This is a genomic window from Anatilimnocola aggregata (assembly GCF_007747655.1).
GTDB classification, from domain to species: Bacteria; Planctomycetota; Planctomycetia; order Pirellulales; family Pirellulaceae; genus Anatilimnocola; species Anatilimnocola aggregata.
This window is the reverse complement of record NZ_CP036274.1, coordinates 904,012-922,919: the sequence shown is the minus strand read 5'-3', so window position 1 is coordinate 922,919 and position 18,908 is coordinate 904,012. Positions and strand designations below refer to the sequence as shown.

Genomic DNA, 18,908 nt, shown 5'->3' with positions numbered 1-18,908 from the left:
CCCAAGAAGCGATTGAAAATGGGTGCCGGGTTTTGATGATCGCGGCCGAGACTGCAGGCGGAACGAATTACGCTGCGTCTTGTTGATTCGACGAGCTCGCGCTGGGCGGGGCCGGTGGCGGCTCGAACTTGGGTGCCGAGACATCATCGTAATCGTCGTAGTCGCTGTAGGTCTTTTTAGGCGGCGCTGGGCGCGAAGGCGTGGCATCCATCACGTCGCTGAAGTTGACCTGCGATTGCAGATCACTAATGCCCCGGCGGAATTCGCGATAGCTTTTGCCGAACTTTCGCGCTACATCCGGCAGGTTCTTGCCGAACAACAAGATGGCCACAATTCCCAAGATCAACAGTTCTGATGTTCCAAGTCCAAACATGGCAAGCTCTATCCAACAAAGGCAGCCAGTAAAGGCGGGAAATGTTCTTCAGCGGAGCTGCGAACCGTCGCCTCAAGCGAGCGATTCGCAGCCAAATCTGGCAGATCGCAGCGATCCCTAGTGATCTTTGTCGGCGGGAACGGTTTCTGCGCTCTTTTTTTCGTCGATCTTTTTGCCGGTCGGTGGTTCTTCCGGCTCTTCTTCCTGGGTGTTCAAGCCATGCTTGAAATCCTTGATCCCTTTGCCAAGCGAGAACATCACGCTGGGGAGCCGATGTCCGAACAAGATCAAGATAATCACGCACAGGATGATCAGTTCGGTTTGGCCGATACCAAAAACGGCAAGCAGCGGAGCAGCCATGGGTCACTCTCTATAGAGCACGAGCAAAAGGTGGGAAACAAACGGCAGAACAGTTTTGAAACAGAGGCAACGCGATCACCCGCTTGCCAGCCGCCGGACTAGTTCCAGTATAGTCGGCTGACAGCGATTTTGCGCAACTCTGCGCGGGGTGGCCAAACTACGGCGGCCAATTAGGTGGCGTCGGAATTGATGCCTTCTTTGAATTGCTTGAAGCCTTGCCCGAGCGACTTCATGGCCATGGGGAGCCGAGTGCCGAACAGCAACAAGACAACGATTCCGACAACGATCAGTTCTGTGGTACCAATCCCGAACATAGCAGCGCCCTCGCGAACAGGTGGGAAGAAGTGACCGAGTCAGCGGCGAGAGCATCAGTCAGCCCAGCAGGGCAACTTTAGAACCAGCTGATCGGGGCTGCGGCGCGCAAGCGAATGCACGTGTGCAGCGGAAGTAACTGGATTCTACGCAAAAGTTGCCCCGCGTGTCAAATTTGGTTTGGCGGGATCTTTGGGCAGCCTGGCGACTGGCATGTCCATTGCGAATGGGGACAGGCGATGCATGGCAGCCGTGGTTCGCACACTTTGGCGACCTGTTTTGGACCAGCAGTGAGCGAAACCGTGCCGTCGCGCGCTGCGTCCGGGCGATGCGGCGCAAGCTGATTTTTACCTATGGAGTTAAGTGATGTTCTCAAAACTGATGGTCAGCGTGGTCATGGTGGTGATGATTGGTAGCACAACCTCTTTGCTGGCGAGGGAGCTTCATGTTGGCAAGGTCCTGGCTGCTGGAAACGGCTCGATCACCATTCGCGATACGCGCGATATGGACGACGACCGATTTGTCGTCACGGCCGAGACCAAGATCACCCGCAACGGCAAACCTGCCAAGTTGTCAGACTTAGGCATTGGCGACCAGGCCAAAATCAACGCCACCGAGGCGAACGGCAAACTCACCGCGGTTTCGATTGAGGCGTTCATGCCCGAGTGATTGGCCGCACCTTTACCTGAGCCAATCACCGAATTCGATCTCTCCCGAATTATTCGGTTGCGTGCAATGAGTAAACTGATGACCACTCTCCTGAAGATGGGTCGTCGCTTGCCAATGCCGCAACCGGAGCAACTGCCGTGTGGGAACTTAGTCAGGATCAGCCTTGGTGGACGTTCGTCATTCGGGCGGCGGTGGTGTTTGGTTTCGTGCTGCTTCTGCTGCGCATTTCCGGCAAGCGGCAGATCGGGCAAATGACCCCGTTCGACCTGGTGCTGCTGCTGCTGATTAGCAATGCCGTGCAGAACTCGATGAACGGCGGCGACAACACGATCACCGCGGGGGTTATTCTGGCGGCAACGCTCATGGGCATTGATGCCGGCCTGGGCTGGCTCGCTTTTCGCAGTCGTAAGGTCGAGCAGTTGCTCGAAGGCCGGCCGGTGATCTTGATTCACGGTGGCAAGATCGATCACCGGGCATTGGCCGAAGTTCAAATGACCCAGCACGATCTGCAAGCCGCCATTCGGGCAGCGGGGCACACCGGTCCCGAAGAAATTCGGTATGCCGTGTTGGAAACGAATGGCCACGTCTCCGTCATCCCGCTAGAGAAATCCGACTCGGGTGGCGACAATCAGGTACCGGCAGCCAAGCACTAACGACTTCACTTTGCGAAACACCAAGGAAGAATTATGACAACTCCTGCTCATGTGCTTCGCGCGCCCGACGAAGGCCGCACCATTGCTGTGGTCGGCGATCTCTATCGCTTTCTCGCGACCGGCGCCGATACCGGTGGCAAGTACGCCATGTGGGAAGCGATTGTGCCTCCGGGCGGCGGCCCGCCTCCGCACATTCACAGCCGCGAGGAAGAGGCGTTCTATGTGCTCGAAGGGGAGATCACGTTTCAAATCGGCGAGCAGACGATTCAAGCAACCGCGGGGACGTTTGCCAACATGCCGATTGGGAGTTTGCATCGCTTTCATAATGCGAGCGACAAATCCGCGCGGATGATTATCTCCATCGCGCCCGCCGGCCTGGAGCAGATGTTTATGGAAGTAGGACAGCCCATCGCGCTCGGCGAGCAACCGCCGCCACCCTCCAAGGCCGAGATCGAAAAACTGCTGGCCATCGCGCCGAAATATGGTGTGGAGATCAAAGTCCCGCACCATTGAACTATCTCGTATTGAAGTAGCCCGACGCGTCAGCGAGGGGACATTTAATCTCTCGTTCCCTCTCCTTGGAATATGGATTTCGTCTGCGGTAAAGGAACCCAGCAAATAGTTTCCCCTCGCTGACGCGTCGGGCTATGTAGAACCGGTAGTGTTGCGGGATTACCCAGGAGTTCAGCGGAGCAGCGTTTTCACTTTCCAGCGATCGGTCTTGCTGGAGACGAGCACAGCGAACAGCCGACCCGTCGGAGTTAGCGCAGCGAGTTCAGGGTGCGGATATTGAGGCAGCCCAAAGAGAACGCCCGTTTGCTGCAGGGCCATCATTTGTTCATCGTCGAGCACGATCTGCGGCATTTGATCGACGGCGAGTAGCGAAGGCCTAAGGAGTGATTCCACGTTGTCGCCGCGCACTTGCTCGAAGCTGATCGCCGCGTCAATTGCGAAAGGTCCAATCGCGGTGCGACGCAGTTGCGACATCAGCGCTTCGGTTCCCACAGCCCGCGCGAGGTCGCGCCCCAGCGAACGAATATAGGTGCCGGTTCCACATTCGATTTCGACTTCAAGTTGCGGATATTCGTAGCGGAGGATGTGAAAACGATGCACGATAATCGGCCGGGGCTGCAACGCGACCGTCTTCCCTTTGCGGGCCATCTTATACGCCCGCCTGCCATCCACTTTCAACGCCGAGAATGCGGGGGGCTGCTGCATCAGCGAGCCGGTGAACTGCGGCAGTGCTGCTTCGAGTTCCGCGCGACTTGGCCGGCGCGAGTTCGCAATGACTTCCACTTCACCCGTGATGTCTTCGGTATCGCTCGCTTGCCCCAGTAAGAACGTGGCGACGTATGTCTTGGGAAAGCGGTGCAAGTAATCGACCAGCTTGGTCGCGCGACCCACACAGACGACGAGTACTCCGGTCGCCAGCGGATCGAGCGTGCCGGCATGCCCCACCGCGAGCGGCGCGAGGACTCCTTCCAACTTCGTCACCACCAGTCGCGAACTCATGGCCGACGGTTTGTCGATGTTGAGCAGACCGTGGGGTGGGAAGTTCAGAGTGGAAGACATGGGAGGAATCAAGCGAGTAACTACGAACTGGCAACTTCCTTAGCCACAAACTCTGGTTCGATGACGCGCATCGTCCGCCAGCTTCCTTGCAGGAAGCGCACTAGATAGACAAAGGCCATGGCAAAGATCCAACCGGTCATCACATACCACCAGCCGAAGATGCCCCAGTGATAATAGTGCTCGGCGATTTTGCCAAGGACGATCATCAACGTCGAGAGGACGATGGCGACATAGAGAACGAATCGCGTATCGCCGGCCCCTTTGAGCGCGCTGACGAAGATGATTTGCGTGGCATCGAACAGACAGTAGATGGCGACGAACCTCAGGAGCGTAATCGTCAGTTCGCGCACGCGCGTGAACTCGGCCGGGTCGGCACCTTGCGCATGAAAGTAGATGAACCAGTCGGGGACAAACCAATAGGCAGCGGCAAAGACCACGCTGAAGCCGAGCGCGAAGGTGAGCCCGGTCCAAGTCGCGCGGGCCGCAAGGCGGTCGTTATTATCGCCCAGGTATTGTCCGACCAAGGTGGCCACACCGATGCCCAGTCCGATGATGGGAACGAAAGCCACGCTGTTGACGTTAAAGGCTAGCGACGTGGCGGCACCTTCGACTTCGCCGAGACCGGCGATGAAGCGCGTGAGCATCGCAAACCCGAAGGTCTCGATCAGCATCGGCAAACCGCTGGGAAAGCCGTATTTCATCAGCCGGCCCATCAAGGGCCAGTCGAGTCGCCAGGCTTCGGCAATGCCGAAATGTTCGCGGTCGTACGGTCGCAACATTAGCAAACCGAAGACGAGAACGTTGAACCAGTTGCCCAGGGCTGTCGAAATACCCGCCCCGACGATCCCCCATTCAGGAAAACCGAATTCGCCGAAGACCATGCAGTAGTCGAGGACCACATCGAGCAAGCTGCCGGCGACATTCACGATCATCACCAGCCCGGTCTGCCCGCGGCCGGTATAGAGAGCCGACATGGCATTGGCCATGACCATCGCCGGCGCACCGAGAGCCAGCGATTGAAAATAATGCGTCTGCAGTTGCACTTGCCGCGGATCGGACGACGCACCCGCAAACAGATAATGCGCCAGCGGAATCGTCAACGCAAAGACGGGAATGGTGGCAATGCCGAACCAGATTCCTTGGCCAACAACGTGGCCAATTCTTTTCTGCTGCCCGGCTCCGTGATACTGCGCCACAAAGGTGTTGACGTATGAGGCAATGCCGGATGGGAGGCACAACAGCGCCCAGTGCATCATGCCAGCTGGCATTGAGGCTGCCATGGCACCCGAGTCGTACCAGGTGAGGAACAGCCGATCGAAAAACCAGCTCACGGCCCAGAAGGCAGTTGAGATGATGAGTGGAAACGAAAGGGCCAGGACTTCGCGCCCCCCTGCAGGGCGATTCCACCAGGTGCCGTCGGATTGTGGTGCCACAAGCATGGGAGAGGGGGCGAGGTGCCCGTACAAAACAGAAGAGAAGAGAAGAGAAGAGAGTTGCTTACGAGGCAGACAATAGCCCTTGGAGCAGGTTCGCATAGCGCTGGTTGAATTCGCCATTCGACATGGTCGTACAACCGGCCGCTTGTGCCCGGGCGAGGAGTTCGTGATCGACGTGCGGACCAAAGGCCACGATCTGGGTCGTGGGTGTAACTGCTTGAATAGCAGCGACTAAGCCCAACAAGTCCGCACCAACACCGGAGCCCAGGTCAATCATTGCGAGCCGACAATCGGCGGCCAGCTTGGTCGGCACTTCGGCGGCAGACCGCAGGATGACGAGCGACACGCCCAGCGCGCGGGCTGCCGCTGCGATTCGCATTGCAAAAAACATTTCGCCCGAGATGATGCAAGCAGTTGGCATAGCAGATTGTGATACCATGAAAGCTGAGCCGGAGGCGCTAACGCGTCCGGCTCAGTACCGATCGAGTAGCAGCAAGTAAGGACAGTGGAATGAGCGAGCAGCCATGGTATCACGCGGGCCTGCAATTTGAGTGCACGCAGTGCGGCGATTGCTGCACGGGTGCCCCTGGCTACGTGTGGGTGAATAGTGCCGAGATCGCAGACTTGGCAGCTTTGGTTCTGCCGGAGGACCCCGAGAAGTTCGAAGAGCTTTACGTTCGCCGCGTGGGTGTGCGCAAGAGCCTAAAAGAGTTCCCTAACGGGGATTGCGTCTTTTTCGATACCGACAAGCGCAAGTGCAGCGTGTATGGCGCACGGCCTCGCCAATGCAAGACCTGGCCCTTCTGGGACTCGAATCTGCGCAATGAAGCAGCCTGGCAGCAAACGTGCGAAGTTTGCCCCGGCAGTGGCAAGGGAAAGCTTCACCAGCTTGGTCAAATCGAGGAACAGCGTAAGCAAGTCAAGGTTTGAGCGGTCGTTGGCCCGCTTTCAAGACACTGCTTTTACCGATTTTGGGAAAATAATTTTCTGTTGCCGGCAAGTTGGCACTTGGATTTATCAGTTCGACTGTAACTGCATGCCAGTGAATCACTTACAGTCTTCGCAGCAAAGACCGGCATGACTATTCTGCCTTTGCCGGTGGTGCCGACTAGGGAAATTTTGCCGGTTGTATTGGAGTTTGCCGCGCTGCATTCCGATACATGGTTGCACAGGAATTCGAGTTTCGTGCGCCTTCCTCTTGGTCGGTGGAGAAAATGGAAGTTCGGAGCCAGGTTGCCCCTAGCGATACACCCGTCAGAGTCGTTAAACGCGACGTTTGCCGGGCTGATGAAAACTGGGGACGCTTGACTCTAGTACTTACGCCACCTACACTTGGAACGTTCTAAGGCAGCAAATTGCTGCTCTCGGAAAGCCGCCAAGTGCCCCAAGTGGGAGGAGTGCCCGTCGTGACCAAGAAAGAGATCGTGAAGACGATTTCCGAAGAGATCGGCCTGACTCAGCTCAAGACGAAAGAGATCGTTCAAAAGACGTTCGATGCTATCGTCGAGACGCTGGTTGAGGACGGGCGAATTGAACTTCGCAACTTCGGAGTGTTCGAGGTCAAACGGCGGGCTGCTCGCAAAGCGCGAAATCCTCGCACTGGCACGAGGGTCGATGTACCAACCAAGTACGTCGTTACCTTCAAGCCCGGTAAGGAGATGGAAGAAAAGGTCCGGCTCTTAGAAGAGCGGGAAGCAGCCCGACAGGGCAATGGTGCTCCCCCCTCAACTGAGCCGCCTCCAGGTCCATCTGATGCCGGTGCTGGCCCTGATCACGGTTCGACAGGCGGTTGATTCGAGCAGTAGAACGAAATAGTACGATCGCGGTCGCTGAGCAACAATCAGCACGCAAGATCAGCCAACGCAAGGGATTGCGGTCGCACTCACGGAGGATGGTATCATGCGGCAGTGGATTCTGGGAGCTATCATCGCAGCTAGCCTAGCCGCCAATGTGGGCTGCTTCATTCCGATTTACTCGGGTGATCCTGCGGTCCGTACTCGGCAGTTGATCTACACGTCGGAAAACTTCCGGCAGATCACCGAAGAATGGGAACGGATCTGGTTTCTCGATCAGCCCAGCCACTTGACGCCTCACCGCGTCCACGGCGGCGTGATCTAACCAACCAGCAGCAATTCAGTTAGCCCGCACAAGCTCGGGCCAACTGCTTGGCAATTGTCCGTTTTCTCGGCACGGGATAGACTCGGGCTTGTGACGCTCGTTCGTTAGCCACCTCCAGCTGCGAACACAGCATCCTCATGCCCACTTCTTCCAACACAGCGGCCCTTCCGTGCCCGTACCCGATCTTGCCGTTTCGCTGGGGCGACTTTCGCTCCGCAATCCCATCCTCACTGCCTCGGGCACCTTTGGTTATGCCCGCGAGATGCAGTCGCTGGTCGATTTCAGCCAGCTGGGCGGCATCCTACCCAAGACCATCACTAAGGCTGCTCGCCCCGGCAATCGCCCTTGGCGAACTGTGGAGACATCCGCCGGCTTGTTGAATTCGATTGGGCTGGATAACGACGGCCTGGCAGCGTTCCTCGATCATCACTGGCCCTACCTGCAAACCCTGCCGACAGCGGTCGTCGTGAGCATTGCCGGCAGCACGCACGATGAGTTTGTCGAGATGGCCGCGGCCCTGTCCGATCAACCCAACCTGGCCGCGATCGAACTTAATATTTCCTGCCCGAACGTGGCCCACGGTGTCGACTACGGCGCTGATCCCGCGCTCTGTTTTAAACTGGTCTCGGCCGTGCGCGAGCGGTGCCGCGTGCCAGTGCTCGCCAAGCTGACGCCGAATGTGACTCGCATCGTCGATATCGCCAAAGCGGCCACCGATGGAGGTGCCGATGCGCTCTGCCTGGTGAATACGGTGCTGGGCATGGCTGTGAATTGGCGCAAGCGACAGCCCATGCTGGGGAACATCGTCGGCGGGTTGAGTGGCCCCGCGATCAAACCGATTGCGCTCCGCTGCGTCTATCAAGTAGCGCAAGCGGTGAAAACACCGATCATCGGCATCGGCGGCATTGCAACCATCGACGACGTGATGGAATACCTCGTTACCGGAGCGACCGCCGTGCAAATCGGTACGGCGAACTACTACGATCCCACGGTGACCACCAAACTTGTCGCCGCCCTCCCCAGCGCCTTGGCGGAATTGGGCGCGACATCGGTTCGCGAAATCGTCGGCACTTTGAAATTGCCCGGTAAGTAAACACAAAAAGATCAACAGGCTTATGAAAGTTCTCTCCGGCATTCAGCCCACGGGTCGTTTCCACTGGGGCAACTACTTCGGTGCCATCCAGCAGTACATCGATCTGCAGCATGGCAACGAAGCTTACTACTTCATTGCCAACCTGCACGCACTCAACACCGTGCGCGATCCGAAAGCCCTCAGCGGCTATACGCTGGATGCTGCGCTCGATCTGCTAGCGCTTGGTCTCGATCCCAGTAAGGCGATTCTGTTTGTGCAGTCCGATGTGCCTGAAGTCAGTGAGCTCTGCTGGCTGCTAATGACCGGCACGCCGATGAGCATGCTGGCCAATTGCCATGCCTACAAGGCGAAGAAAGAAAAAGGGCTGCCGGCCGATGTGGGGCTGTTCACTTATCCGGTGCTGATGGCTGCGGACATTCTTGCCTACGACGCCGAGATTGTCCCCGTCGGCGAAGATCAGATTCAGCACATCGAAGTCTGCCGCGACCTGGCCGGCAGTTTTAATCATCACTTTGGCGAAGTCTTCGTGCTGCCTAAAGCACGCGTGCTGCAAGCCACGGCGAAAGTGCCTGGCCTCGACGGCGAGAAGATGTCGAAGAGCTACAACAACACCATCGAAGTGTTTGAACCGATCGGCCCCGCCCGCAAAAAGATCATGCGCATCCCCACCGACTCGCGCCCCATGGAAGAGCCCAAGCCCGACTACGAAGGTGATAATCTCTATCAGCTCTTCTCGCTCTTTGCGACCGAAGCTCAAAAAGCTGAAATGGCGGCCATGTACCAAAAAGGTGGCTTTGGCTACGGCACCGTCAAGAAAGCCCTCGCCGATGCTGCCGAAACCTATTTCGCCGCCGCCCGCGAGCGCCGCGAAAAACTGGCCGCCGATCCAGCAGGTGTAAAAGAAATCCTCCGCGACGGCGCCGCTCGTGCTCGGAAGAAAGCGGGCGAAGTCTTATCCCGCGCGAAGAAAGCTTGTGGTGTGGCTTAGCCAAACGCCAAGCGAATTCCGAGTTGCCCCAGTTCGACAAGGGGCGGAAGCTCTTCTCGGTGCCACCATTGGCACCGGTCGGTACTCCCTTGCACTTCGTGCCGCAATTCGCCACCGATCACTTGAGCGCGATAGAAGATGCGAACGTTGTGCATGACCACTTCGTCGACCTGCAAGACATTCGCATCCACGTTGACCAGGCATATTGGCTTGACGATCAGGCCGGTTTCTTCTGCTAACTCACGAACCATGCCATCCGCGGGTGCTTCGCCGAAATCAAGGCCGCCCCCTGGCAGTGTCCACAGGCCAGCCAGCCGCGGCAACTCGGGAGATATGCGGCAGAGCAGAATTCGCTCACCTTCGACGATCAGGCCGTAAGCAGCGACACGCGTACATTTGTTGGCAGGCATCTGGGCCCCTACGCGGCTTCCAGGGCAGCATAAACCTTGCCATGCTGGACTAGCCAAGCAGTATCGCCACTATCTGCATGTTCCTTAATCGCTTTGAGCAGTTGAATCGTCTCTGACTCATAGCAAGGCTCGCTCGGATCGTCGACCGGAATAACCATTTCGACTTCGACAGCCACGACATATTTCTCGGATTGGATGAGCCGCGTTCGCCTGATTCGCTCTCCTGGAATGCGCATGGAAATTCGCCTCAATCGAAGAAGTGGACAGTGACCAGTTTCGCAACGTCGCTTTGCTGCAGGTAAGACCAAACCGCCTTGAACTCCGTTCCGTCCGGCAACTCTTCTCGCACTTCGATTGCGGCATTCGGTTTGGCGTCAACTCGTTCGATAATCAGTTCGCCATCCGCGAGGCCAGCGACTGCCTGCCACTCCATAATACCACGCTCTTCCAACCGCTCGGTAGCGTGCTGTCCAACGACGTATTTTTCTTCAGCGACAAGTCGCCGAATCGCCTCGTAAAGTTGCCCCATCTGCCGAAGCCCTTGATTTCTGAAAGACTCGTACAACCCGACGATTCGTTCGTTTTGCTGTTGCTTGGGCCGCGTTTAGGTTACCTTATCTTTGTCCCGCCAACTCCCCCTCGCCCCACCACCCACCTCACCTACTCTTCAACAAGAGCTCGCCATGAATGCGATTCTCATGCTGCTGGCAGCGGCAGTCCCTGCGCAATTGCCCGAAGGGACTTTACTTCGTTACGAAGGTTCGATGATTGCCTCGAAGGACGATGGCAATCCGCGGATCAAAGAATTCAGCCTGCTGGCGCTGGTGGGGCCGGGGAATGCCAACTCGCGGCCCATCGATTGGGTCATCGAAGAATCCGGTCGCGGCAGTTGGTCGTGGACCGAACGCTTCGCGCGCTGGAATGTCGATGCCACGCGGCGTGAAGATACGCCCGAAGCACCAGCGCTGCTGTTTGAACGGGCCGATGGCAAGAGCATCGTCCCCCTCTGTCCGCTGTTGTTCACGGCCGAGAGTCCGCTCGCTAAGGGTCAGAAGTGGACGGAAGACCGCTACGAATACGAAGTGACCGGCGAGGCCGTGCGGGCCGAGCAAAACTGCTGGACGATCAACGTTCGCACCCCTTATGGCCCGAAGCGAACGCTTTGGGTGGCGAAGACTTCGTCGCTAGTCGTGGCGGTGCGCGAAACAGTGTTTGTTGGCCAAGGGGAGCAGCACGAACTGAAGTTTGAACTGAAAGAGATCAAGCAATTGCCCACGAGCGACTATGCGAAAACCGCGCAGGCTTTCAATGCCTGGCTGGAACTGCGGGCCGAGTTGCAGCGCCCCGCGCGCCACGAACGCGTGGAACTAAACGACGAACAACTGGCCCTGGCCCGCAAGCAAATTGCCAATCTCGAGTCAGCGACCGAGAACACTCCCCTCGCTTCCTTCGCCGCGGCGGCCGTGAAGGACCTGCAGAATCAAAAAGGCCGCGCGGGTGCCATGCAAGCGCTGCGCGAGGCAGCCGTTGGCAAGGCACTGCCAGAACTCAAGCTGACCGATCTCAGCGGCAAGGAATTCGATGCCGCGACCTGGAAAGACAAAGTGCTCGTCCTCCACTTTTGGGAATATCGCGATGCTCCGCTGGAAGAGCCTTACGGCCAGGTCGGCTATCTCGACTTCGCCTCGCGCAAGCATGCCGACAAGGCGCTGATCCTGGGTGTGAATGTCGACGAGCGCCTGGCCGTCGAAGAGACGCGCCGGGGGGCGATCTCGTCCGCCCGGCGCTTAAAGGCCTTCATGAATCTCAGCTACAACATCGCCCTCGATGACGGCGCGCTCGTCAAGCAGATCGGCGACCCGCGCGCCGCGAACGGCAAGTTGCCCCTGTTCGTCGTCGTCGGCCCCGACGGCAAGATCGCCAGCTATCACGCCGGTCTGTACGAGATCAAACCCGAACAGGGGCTGAAGGAACTCGAAGCGGCCATTACGACTGCGGCCGGCAAGTAAGGATCGCAATGAAAACAACTTTAGAGTTGCGACGCAAAATCGCAAAAGTGGGGTGTCCAACAATCGGGTCCATTGTTGGACAGCAAGTTGCGTAACTCTCGGGTTTGCGAGCAATTGGTGTTCAACAATCGGACCCCAAGTTGAACATTGAGGATGAAATCGGCCGGGCCCAAAATGCGCGCAAGTGCGAGTGATGGCAGCTGCCGCCTGAAATTCTTGAAAAAGTCGGCGCGGCGTGACCAGAGGTGTCACGACCGGAGCATCTAATGCGATTGGTGGCAGACCGCCAGGCGCTATCCGGGGGGGCGAGGATTGCGCCCTGACGAAATCCCTTCTGGCAACCGGCACTCGCTGACAACGGGTGACGATTCTGGAAATGGATTTGCCGTTATCGCGCTCGGATAACGGAAATTTCTGGAACTCGATTTGGCGTGGTTGCCTGCATGCGACGGTAGTAACCCCTGGGAAGATCGCGGTTTAAGTTCGAAAGAGTGCGTGTGGAGCGAGTTTGGATAACGGAAATTTCCGGAAACCGTTTCGCGGACATTTCCTGATCGTTTATTGCACAATTCGTTGTCAATTAATGACTTACGACGGAACGACAGGTATGTGAAACGTGCGAATAACGGAAATTTCCGAACGGGCGAGCGGGAAAGATGAAGGGAAGGTGGGCGGGCGAAAAACAGTAGCCTCTCCCCAAGAAAGTGGGTACCTTGAGTGGCCGGTTGCCGGCGGTGTTTGTCTCTCGGCTATTCGTGTGGGATGCGTGTATGACTCTCGTAGCTTCGTGCCAATGTGGCCAGTCGTTCGCGGCCAGTCCTCACCTGGCGGGCAAGACGTTGCCTTGCCCTGCCTGCGGCCGGGCTTTGACCGTGCCAACCCAGGCACCAGCTGCGCTGCAGCCCATAGCGCCCAAGCAGTTCGCCCCCGATCCGTTCGCCCAGCCCTCGTATCCGCCGACTGCTGGCAAGCCCGCTTATCAACAGCCCGGGGGCCGACCGGCAACTGCCGGCGGCCTGAGCTTGCAAACCAAGCTACTCATCGGCGGTGCCGCGGGGGGTGGCCTACTGCTGCTCGGCCTGGTGGCGGTAATGTGCTATTGGTTCTTGGGATCTTCCGCGCGAGTCGCCGGAGGACCTGCCATGCGCACGAACAGTGGCCCACCACCGGGCTTCGGGATGCCGCCGCCAGGCTTTCAGCCCACGCCCTGGCAAAACCCGCCGCACATCACACCCCCGCCGCGGCCCTCCATGCCCAGCGGTTCAAGCCCGGCACGTCCTGGTTTCGGCCAGTATTCTTCCAGTCCCAACAACAGCCCCAGGCTGGCGATGTCCAGCCCTTTTCAGGTGGCCGGCCAATTCACCATCGACTCCCCTACGGATTGCCTATGGAAAGAAAAAGCCATCGACACCTATGGCGGCGTGCCCAGCCGACTCTATCAGGGCGATCGCCCTCGCACCAAAGGATTCCTCACCGTCAGGGTGGCCGAAATCCCGCAAGCCAAGCAGGACCAGCGCGAAGCGGTGCTCGAACGAACCGCGATCGAAATCTCGAAGGCTGTTCAAGACGCCGGCAAAACGCTGGGCGAAATCAAAGGGCTCGAAGTCAGGCCCAACATCCCCGACACCGTCGAGTTCACCTACACCTACACCGACGAGTTCGGCCGCAAGCTCGGCGGCGGCCGCCTCGTCTTCGGCACCAAACGCATTGCCATCACCAAGTACCTCTGCACCGACAACTCCGACGCCGAATTTCTCAGGGCCGTCCTCCGGACCTACAGGGAGCTCTAAATCATGCCCCCATCACCGCAATGCACATACAACTGGCTGCCTTATCCTCGGTGGCACGGGTTCCACCCGTGTGTTCCCTGGTCTTATGCGGTAACGCTCCTAGCCAATTCTCGCGGACATCAATTCGATTTCGCCATGAACTGCATCGCAGCGTTACCTCAGAACGGCACGAAGTCCACCAGACGGAGCCACTCTCCCTCAAACGAAAATTGCCTGCAGACACGGGTAGAACCCGTGCCACCCAACGCCGTGAACCCTTTTTAGGCAGCGGTCGTGAGGTAGCGGGCGCGATGGATTTGGGACTTGGTAGCGAGTAGGAACTCGGGAGAGCCAGCGGGCGGGTCGGGACGTTTTTTGCGAGGATAGTTGCGGCTGGATTTGTTGGCTCGCTCGTAGGTGTCGCGCACTGCTTGAGGGAGTTGGTGGGGGAGCGATTGTTGCCGAGCCAGCGGATGTCGATAGTCGCGCATCAGCCGCCGATACGTGCGCCAGACGCCCGCTAGGCTGAGTTGAGTAGGATCTAGTTGTACGCGCGTCGCTTGGACCTGAGCATCGAGCGCCATGCTCCATAGTCCCAGCAGCGACCACTCCAACTCCAAACGCGCATGCGCGGCATTGGTGCTGCGAAGTTTGCGGCGCTGATACGTTTGCTTCAAGTGGCGAAAGAAGAGTTCCACGCCCCAGCGACGACGGTAAACGTCGAGGACTTGTCCGCGCGATAATTCTTCTTCTCCGACGCTGGTGAGCAAGTAGACCGGATACTTTCCACCAGTGGCCACGACGAGGCGTAACACGAGCGGCGGCTGACTGCGACGGGCAGCACGATCGGGCCAGAGATACACCGTGCCAACGACTTCGCGGGAGAAGCCCAGCTTGTACAGCAGACGCACATTCGAACCGACTCGCACCAGGAAATGGCGACCACTGTTAACAACGGCGCGCAGACAATCGTAACCCACGAAGCCAGCATCGGCGGTGATCAGGGCATTGCTCGGAAGTTCGTCGAGCATCGCCAACCAATGCTCGCGCTCGCTACTGCCGGTCGGACCGATTCGCCACGACCAAGGCAGTCCTGTGCCGACGTGAAACAGCAGGGTCAACCACATTTGCGGGACGCTTGCCTTGCGCGAGTGAATCGCGGTGCGCGGTTTCTGGCGACGATTGCGTTTGAGTTTTCGTCCCTTACCATCGCGAACCGGAGCATGTGCCGCCTCGTGTGACTTGCTTCGCGGCACGTCGACTCGGCTGCCATCAATGCCGAAGAGGACCAGGCCATGAACTCGCCAAAGGGTGGGTAATGCACGCTGCATCTGCCGTCGAAACGTCACCTGCAATACGCCGACCAGCAGCACCGTCCAACGCAGCAGCAACTTCATGAAGGCTTGCACCGAACTGGCAAACTCCTGTTGCGGCGCAAACAGAAATTGAGCTAATCTGCGGGCAGCAAAGAAGCGGTCCCCCAGCGTGAGTTCATCCGACCAAGCCCAGAGCAACGCCGTGGCCGCCAATTGCCGTGGGCCCCACGTGCAGTCGTCACGAAACCGAATCGCACCCCAGTCCCCCTCGCCGAGCAATCGCTCCAGTGACTGCTTGAGCTGATCCGCTTGGAACTCGGCAACGACAACCTGACTTCGACCTTGCTGACTTCGACTAGGGTCTTGATGCGACATTCCCGAATCCTTTCGGGTGAGCGGTGAACGATCCTTTCGCGGTGAGAAACGAAAGCATCGCCACTAACCTCAATCGCATCAAGACTTTTTCACTCTCGCCAAAAAGGGTTCACGGCGTTGGGTGGCACGGGTGTACTCACCCGTGTTTGGTGGCCATTTTGGGGCGAGAACGACTGGCAACGTCTGGTGGAATGCGAGCCATTTTGGGGTAAGGCGGCACTTCCCTGGTGGGCGACATCGGAGCTGGTTTCTGTCGTTCTTGGCGACGGAGCCGTACCTCATAAGACAGGGGAGAACACGGGTGAGTACACCCGTGCCACCCGAAAAAGGACCGGCCAGGCGTGTCGCTTCGGCGTGCGAGTAGTGGCAAAATAGTATACCCATTCACGCTGGCAGGATGAGTTTCCTACTTAGCCCGATGCGTGAGCGAGGGAACTATTCTGATATCGCGTTCCGCTGCGAGGAGCGGTTGCTCTCGATTTCCCCTTGCTGACACGTCGGGCTATTTGCAGAGGCTTTTCTCACTCCCAACACGCTCCTTCGTGCCAGCGAGAACGGTGGAAAAATAATTTTGAGGTGGACCAGACTAGTCAACGACTGCGCATCTAACTTGTTGGCTAGAACTTTGGCAATTTGGGTGGAAATAAAGAAAATGTGCGATGGAAGTTATGCGTAAAGTGTCTTGTGAGTCGTGGCATCTGGTTGTGGAAATTATGGAAATTGAATTTGGATGTTTCCATCGTGTCGTAAGGAGTTATGGCGAAGGAGGAAGGTGTAACTGCCTGGCGGATGAGGAGTTGGGCGATGAAGGCAATTTCGCGCGCGAGTGAGAATAACGGAAATTTCCGGTTTCGGAGTTGCTGCATGGTTCGTGGTTTGTGAGTGCGATCGCTGCAGCGGTGGGGCGAATGTTCCGGCGGAGAGAGCGCAGCAGACGGCGCTCGAGCACACTCCTCGTTGACACTGCGAGTTACCTGGGAAGGTGGAAATTATGGAAATTGAATTTGGACGTTTCCAGCGTGTCGTAAGGAGTTATGGCGAAGGAGGAGGGCGTAACTGTTTGGCCGATGGGTAGTTGGGCGATGAGGGGAATTTCGCGCGCGAGTGAGAATAACGGAAATTTCCGGTTGTGGAGTTGCTGCATGGTTCGTGATTCATGGTGGCGAGCGCTGCAGCGGTGGGGCGAATGTTCCGGCGGAGTCAGCGCGGCAGACGGCGCGGGGGGCACACTCCTCGTTGACATTTCGGTTTACCTGGGAAAGTGGAAGGGAGAATCACGGAAAGTGCCGGTGTGGGGCGATCGCAGAGTGCGAGTTACGTCGCCGAACCGCCAACAGGGGGTGTTCAACTATGGGGGGCATCGTTGAACAGAGGATGGCGTAACTCTCGGGTTTGGCTGGGGGTTCGTGTTCAACAATGAGGACATTGTTGAACGTTTAGGGTGAGAGCGGCTGGGGGCAAATTGGCGTAAGTGCGAATTGATTTCACTTCGCCCAAGCTTGCCCCGCCCAGTTTGTTGCTGCGGTCCTGTCACAACGGGTTTGGTCGCTGGTATTGAGGTTGTCAGGCGCTTTCTGCCTGGCACATTCACCCCGCAAGCAGGAGCCCCAGCATGAACGTCCGCCGTTTCCTTTGTGTCGCCAGCGTTTTCGCTTGCCTGATTTGTTTGTCGTCGACAGTGTCGGCCATTGATGTGAGCAATACCAGCTATGCCGCGGTGGCGTATGCTCCGTCGACCGGCAACTATCGCTACGCCTACAACTACGGCAGCCGCTTCTCGGCCGAGCAGGCTGCCCTGCGGCAGATGACCGAGAAAGATGCCAAGATTGTCTGCTGGGTCAATCGGGGCTTTTGTGCTTTGGCCCTCGGGGACGAAGCGGGCAGCTATGGGACCGGCTGGACGTTCGGTGACGAAGCTGGCAATGCTGAAGCCATGGAAACGGCCCTGAAGAACTGCCGCGAGCGAACGAAGGGAGCCCGGATTGTGCTCTGCCTGGTTTCGGACGGTCAGTATATTTATGAGCCTAGGCCGATTCCTCGTTTTCGGCCGATCGAGACTACCCCGCCGTCGCCCAGCCTTGTTCCGCTGCTGCCGCCGTTCCTGCTTCCAGAGCCGACTGCCTCGCCGTAGATCTGCATCAGGTGAATTTGATGGCCGGGCCGACGATGGCGTCGGTCTTGTGGCGGATGACGTAAGCGAACTTATTGATGAAGTCGTATTCCCATAGTTCCCATTCTTCTTTGAACGTCCAGCCCTGTTTTGAGAGGGTGGTAAAGCCTTCTTCTCGCAGCTGGAAAACCCATTCGTAGGGGCGGGTTGAGCCATAAAAAAAGCCGACGTCGACCGCATAGTTCTCGCAGCCCTCGGCCAGTTGCAGCATGTGCGTCAGGCTGAGTTGCCCGGCTGCATCGCCCATGCCACGCACACGAAAGTTCGACACGCGGTTCTTCATTTCGGCATCGACATCGTCTTGCGTCAGACCCATGCAAGCCGCGGCGACTCCTTTGCCAAAACCCTCCTTAATGAATTTGGTCTGGATGTTTCGGAGGGCGTCGCGGAGCGCCGCCTTATCGGCGATGGCTAGGATGACATCGGGAATCATGGAAGCCAGGTTCGAGGCGGTGAAGGCACCGGCGACCCCTGACTTGAAGGCAACTTTCGCCGCGTTGAGCTTCACGCGAATCTTGGCGCCGGTCGACGGAATCGAAGTCCCCGTTCCGCCTGGCGCGACTCCTCCACTTGTGCCACCGCCGGTTGGTGCAGTTCCGCCACCGGTGCTGCCTCCTCCACCGCCTCTGGTGGGCGTCGACCCGCCGGAGCCGCCCGCTTTGGCTGCGGCGCTTTTCGGTCCGCTGCCAGTCCCTTTTTTGACGTTCCCATTCAGGTCGATTTCGATTTCATCCAGCCCTACTAATCGCCGCGCAACTCGGAAGTCTTCGGGCGTCCCCTGCTTTGCCAGCGGCAAGTTGCATTCGTCCGCCACGGACACGCCCAGTTTTTTCGAGACGGCCGTGCCGTTGTTGCGAAACCCTCGATCAAGGCTCCACACTTCGGCATCAATCGCGCGAGCCTGAGCCGCCGTTTTGACATCCGCCTCGCCCAGGATTGTCTTGCCATTGCCGACGTTGTTTTTGGCAATCACTTCCTCGTAGATCTTGGCATTGCCGGCCGGTGCGGTCTTAATGCCCATTTCGCGCAGGAATTCCTTCTTGGCAGTGGCCGTGCGCGGAATATCGGGCTTGTTCACCATTTCATCAAACGCTTGCTCGCTGACGAGGATCTCGGCACCCGAGGCCCGCAGTTGCTTCAAGGCATTCGCAGCTGCTTCATTTCCCCGCCCAATCTGCTCAATGACGTTGGCATCGAGTAAGACCTTTCTCGTCATGACGAAGACTCCGTTTTCTCACCGATTGGCAAACTCTGTTTCGTAAACTGGCGTCGTGAGGACGGCAAC

At 58.0% G+C, this 18,908-nt stretch carries 23 protein-coding genes; 12 read left to right on the top strand and 11 right to left on the bottom strand.

Features of this window, described 5'->3' with window-relative positions:
- Positions 1-67 precede the first annotated feature (67 nt).
- From ETAA8_RS03570 to ETAA8_RS03560, 3 genes are all read right to left on the bottom strand, one after another.
- Positions 68-373 (bottom strand): Sec-independent protein translocase subunit TatA/TatB, encoded by a 306-nt coding sequence (locus tag ETAA8_RS03570; protein WP_145084985.1) that lies wholly within the window; start codon positions 371-373, stop codon positions 68-70.
- Between the two features lie 117 nt (positions 374-490).
- Positions 491-733, bottom strand: a complete 243-nt coding sequence (locus ETAA8_RS03565; protein ID WP_145084982.1) for a twin-arginine translocase TatA/TatE family subunit — start codon at positions 731-733, stop codon at positions 491-493.
- 170 nt (positions 734-903) lie between these two features.
- A complete protein-coding gene (locus ETAA8_RS03560) occupies positions 904-1,047 on the bottom strand; it encodes a Sec-independent protein translocase subunit TatA/TatB (RefSeq protein ID WP_145084980.1) in 144 nt (47 codons plus the stop codon).
- A gap of 364 nt (positions 1,048-1,411) precedes the next feature.
- Between ETAA8_RS03560 and ETAA8_RS03555 the strand changes: the two genes are divergently transcribed.
- The 3 genes from ETAA8_RS03555 to ETAA8_RS03545 all read left to right on the top strand — a co-directional run bounded on the left by ETAA8_RS03555 (position 1,412) and on the right by ETAA8_RS03545 (position 2,880).
- Positions 1,412-1,714: a hypothetical protein gene (locus ETAA8_RS03555; protein WP_145084977.1), complete on the top strand. Its 303-nt coding sequence runs from the start codon at positions 1,412-1,414 to the stop codon at positions 1,712-1,714.
- A gap of 137 nt (positions 1,715-1,851) precedes the next feature.
- Entirely contained in the window at positions 1,852-2,367 is a 516-nt protein-coding gene (locus tag ETAA8_RS03550; protein ID WP_145084974.1) for a DUF421 domain-containing protein, read from the top strand.
- Between the two features lie 33 nt (positions 2,368-2,400).
- Positions 2,401-2,880, top strand: a complete 480-nt coding sequence (locus ETAA8_RS03545) for a cupin domain-containing protein (RefSeq protein ID WP_145084971.1) — start codon at positions 2,401-2,403, stop codon at positions 2,878-2,880.
- A gap of 171 nt (positions 2,881-3,051) precedes the next feature.
- Here the strand turns inward: ETAA8_RS03545 and truB are convergent, their stop codons facing one another.
- The 3 genes from truB to ETAA8_RS03530 are packed head-to-tail and all read right to left on the bottom strand — an operon-like array spanning position 3,052 to position 5,796.
- Complete coding sequence (gene truB, locus ETAA8_RS03540; RefSeq protein ID WP_145084968.1) at positions 3,052-3,939, bottom strand: tRNA pseudouridine(55) synthase TruB; 888 nt, start codon at positions 3,937-3,939, stop codon at positions 3,052-3,054.
- 20 nt (positions 3,940-3,959) lie between these two features.
- The gene (locus ETAA8_RS03535) at positions 3,960-5,378 is read right to left on the bottom strand and encodes an MATE family efflux transporter (protein WP_202921535.1); all 1,419 of its coding nucleotides are present in this window, start codon (positions 5,376-5,378) and stop codon (positions 3,960-3,962) included.
- Between the two features lie 58 nt (positions 5,379-5,436).
- Complete coding sequence (locus tag ETAA8_RS03530; RefSeq protein ID WP_145084963.1) at positions 5,437-5,796, bottom strand: hypothetical protein; 360 nt, start codon at positions 5,794-5,796, stop codon at positions 5,437-5,439.
- A gap of 89 nt (positions 5,797-5,885) precedes the next feature.
- On the opposite strand from ETAA8_RS03530, the gene ETAA8_RS03525 reads away from it, so the two are divergent.
- The 5 genes from ETAA8_RS03525 to trpS all read left to right on the top strand — a co-directional run bounded on the left by ETAA8_RS03525 (position 5,886) and on the right by trpS (position 9,574).
- The gene (locus ETAA8_RS03525; RefSeq protein WP_145084959.1) at positions 5,886-6,305 is read left to right on the top strand and encodes a YkgJ family cysteine cluster protein; all 420 of its coding nucleotides are present in this window, start codon (positions 5,886-5,888) and stop codon (positions 6,303-6,305) included.
- 476 nt (positions 6,306-6,781) lie between these two features.
- Positions 6,782-7,168: an HU family DNA-binding protein gene (locus ETAA8_RS03520; RefSeq protein WP_145084956.1), complete on the top strand. Its 387-nt coding sequence runs from the start codon at positions 6,782-6,784 to the stop codon at positions 7,166-7,168.
- A gap of 106 nt (positions 7,169-7,274) precedes the next feature.
- The gene (locus tag ETAA8_RS03515; RefSeq protein ID WP_202921534.1) at positions 7,275-7,493 is read left to right on the top strand and encodes a hypothetical protein; all 219 of its coding nucleotides are present in this window, start codon (positions 7,275-7,277) and stop codon (positions 7,491-7,493) included.
- A 169-nt stretch (positions 7,494-7,662) separates the two neighbouring features.
- Positions 7,663-8,586, top strand: coding sequence for a dihydroorotate dehydrogenase (locus ETAA8_RS03510; RefSeq protein ID WP_145084950.1), 924 nt, complete (start codon positions 7,663-7,665; stop codon positions 8,584-8,586).
- 22 nt (positions 8,587-8,608) lie between these two features.
- The gene (gene trpS / locus ETAA8_RS03505; protein WP_145084947.1) at positions 8,609-9,574 is read left to right on the top strand and encodes a tryptophan--tRNA ligase; all 966 of its coding nucleotides are present in this window, start codon (positions 8,609-8,611) and stop codon (positions 9,572-9,574) included.
- Here the strand turns inward: trpS and ETAA8_RS03500 are convergent.
- Genes ETAA8_RS03500 through ETAA8_RS03490 form a run of 3 tightly spaced genes read right to left on the bottom strand, consistent with a single transcriptional unit; the run spans position 9,571 to position 10,513 of the window.
- On the bottom strand, positions 9,571-9,984 hold the full coding sequence (locus tag ETAA8_RS03500) for an NUDIX hydrolase (RefSeq protein WP_145084944.1): 414 nt from the start codon (positions 9,982-9,984) through the stop codon (positions 9,571-9,573). The two genes, trpS and ETAA8_RS03500, sit on opposite strands and share 4 nt — an antisense overlap.
- Positions 9,985-9,992: 8 nt before the next feature.
- Positions 9,993-10,220, bottom strand: coding sequence for a hypothetical protein (locus ETAA8_RS03495; protein ID WP_145084941.1), 228 nt, complete (start codon positions 10,218-10,220; stop codon positions 9,993-9,995).
- A gap of 11 nt (positions 10,221-10,231) precedes the next feature.
- The gene (locus tag ETAA8_RS03490; protein WP_145084939.1) at positions 10,232-10,513 is read right to left on the bottom strand and encodes a DUF4258 domain-containing protein; all 282 of its coding nucleotides are present in this window, start codon (positions 10,511-10,513) and stop codon (positions 10,232-10,234) included.
- A 154-nt stretch (positions 10,514-10,667) separates the two neighbouring features.
- On the opposite strand from ETAA8_RS03490, the gene ETAA8_RS03485 reads away from it, so the two are divergent.
- Positions 10,668-11,993, top strand: coding sequence for a TlpA family protein disulfide reductase (locus ETAA8_RS03485; RefSeq protein ID WP_145084936.1), 1,326 nt, complete (start codon positions 10,668-10,670; stop codon positions 11,991-11,993).
- A gap of 770 nt (positions 11,994-12,763) precedes the next feature.
- On the top strand, positions 12,764-13,783 hold the full coding sequence (locus ETAA8_RS03480; protein ID WP_145084933.1) for a hypothetical protein: 1,020 nt from the start codon (positions 12,764-12,766) through the stop codon (positions 13,781-13,783).
- 260 nt (positions 13,784-14,043) lie between these two features.
- On the opposite strand, the gene ETAA8_RS03475 is transcribed toward ETAA8_RS03480, so the two are convergent.
- Entirely contained in the window at positions 14,044-15,453 is a 1,410-nt protein-coding gene (locus ETAA8_RS03475; RefSeq protein ID WP_145083689.1) for a transposase, read from the bottom strand.
- Between the two features lie 1,142 nt (positions 15,454-16,595).
- Here ETAA8_RS03475 and ETAA8_RS03470 point away from each other — a divergent pair.
- A complete protein-coding gene (locus ETAA8_RS03470; protein WP_145084929.1) occupies positions 16,596-16,820 on the top strand; it encodes a hypothetical protein in 225 nt (74 codons plus the stop codon).
- 245 nt (positions 16,821-17,065) lie between these two features.
- Positions 17,066-17,584: a DUF4189 domain-containing protein gene (locus ETAA8_RS03465; RefSeq protein WP_145084926.1), complete on the top strand. Its 519-nt coding sequence runs from the start codon at positions 17,066-17,068 to the stop codon at positions 17,582-17,584.
- A 7-nt stretch (positions 17,585-17,591) separates the two neighbouring features.
- Here ETAA8_RS03465 and ETAA8_RS03460 read toward each other — a convergent pair whose 3' ends face one another.
- Positions 17,592-18,839, bottom strand: a complete 1,248-nt coding sequence (locus tag ETAA8_RS03460; protein ID WP_145084923.1) for a PIN domain-containing protein — start codon at positions 18,837-18,839, stop codon at positions 17,592-17,594.
- Positions 18,840-18,908 lie beyond the last annotated feature (69 nt).

What these genes read in the sequence shown, in the direction of transcription:
- ETAA8_RS03475 (WP_145083689.1), bottom strand. Translation starts at nt 15,453, where the DNA reads ATGTCGCATCAAGACCCTAGTCGAAGTCAGCAAGGTCGAAGTCAGGTT.
- ETAA8_RS03535 (WP_202921535.1), bottom strand. Translation starts at nt 5,378, where the DNA reads ATGCTTGTGGCACCACAATCCGACGGCACCTGGTGGAATCGCCCTGCA.
- truB (WP_145084968.1), bottom strand. Translation starts at nt 3,939, where the DNA reads ATGTCTTCCACTCTGAACTTCCCACCCCACGGTCTGCTCAACATCGAC.
- ETAA8_RS03530 (WP_145084963.1), bottom strand. Translation starts at nt 5,796, where the DNA reads ATGCCAACTGCTTGCATCATCTCGGGCGAAATGTTTTTTGCAATGCGA.
- ETAA8_RS03485 (WP_145084936.1), top strand. Translation starts at nt 10,668, where the DNA reads ATGAATGCGATTCTCATGCTGCTGGCAGCGGCAGTCCCTGCGCAATTG.
- ETAA8_RS03560 (WP_145084980.1), bottom strand. Translation starts at nt 1,047, where the DNA reads ATGTTCGGGATTGGTACCACAGAACTGATCGTTGTCGGAATCGTTGTC.
- ETAA8_RS03515 (WP_202921534.1), top strand. Translation starts at nt 7,275, where the DNA reads ATGCGGCAGTGGATTCTGGGAGCTATCATCGCAGCTAGCCTAGCCGCC.
- ETAA8_RS03460 (WP_145084923.1), bottom strand. Translation starts at nt 18,839, where the DNA reads ATGACGAGAAAGGTCTTACTCGATGCCAACGTCATTGAGCAGATTGGG.
- ETAA8_RS03490 (WP_145084939.1), bottom strand. Translation starts at nt 10,513, where the DNA reads ATGGGGCAACTTTACGAGGCGATTCGGCGACTTGTCGCTGAAGAAAAA.
- trpS (WP_145084947.1), top strand. Translation starts at nt 8,609, where the DNA reads ATGAAAGTTCTCTCCGGCATTCAGCCCACGGGTCGTTTCCACTGGGGC.
- ETAA8_RS03545 (WP_145084971.1), top strand. Translation starts at nt 2,401, where the DNA reads ATGACAACTCCTGCTCATGTGCTTCGCGCGCCCGACGAAGGCCGCACC.
- ETAA8_RS03565 (WP_145084982.1), bottom strand. Translation starts at nt 733, where the DNA reads ATGGCTGCTCCGCTGCTTGCCGTTTTTGGTATCGGCCAAACCGAACTG.
- ETAA8_RS03495 (WP_145084941.1), bottom strand. Translation starts at nt 10,220, where the DNA reads ATGCGCATTCCAGGAGAGCGAATCAGGCGAACGCGGCTCATCCAATCC.
- ETAA8_RS03570 (WP_145084985.1), bottom strand. Translation starts at nt 373, where the DNA reads ATGTTTGGACTTGGAACATCAGAACTGTTGATCTTGGGAATTGTGGCC.
- ETAA8_RS03480 (WP_145084933.1), top strand. Translation starts at nt 12,764, where the DNA reads ATGACTCTCGTAGCTTCGTGCCAATGTGGCCAGTCGTTCGCGGCCAGT.
- ETAA8_RS03500 (WP_145084944.1), bottom strand. Translation starts at nt 9,984, where the DNA reads ATGCCTGCCAACAAATGTACGCGTGTCGCTGCTTACGGCCTGATCGTC.
- ETAA8_RS03555 (WP_145084977.1), top strand. Translation starts at nt 1,412, where the DNA reads ATGTTCTCAAAACTGATGGTCAGCGTGGTCATGGTGGTGATGATTGGT.
- ETAA8_RS03525 (WP_145084959.1), top strand. Translation starts at nt 5,886, where the DNA reads ATGAGCGAGCAGCCATGGTATCACGCGGGCCTGCAATTTGAGTGCACG.
- ETAA8_RS03470 (WP_145084929.1), top strand. Translation starts at nt 16,596, where the DNA reads ATGGTTCGTGATTCATGGTGGCGAGCGCTGCAGCGGTGGGGCGAATGT.
- ETAA8_RS03465 (WP_145084926.1), top strand. Translation starts at nt 17,066, where the DNA reads ATGAACGTCCGCCGTTTCCTTTGTGTCGCCAGCGTTTTCGCTTGCCTG.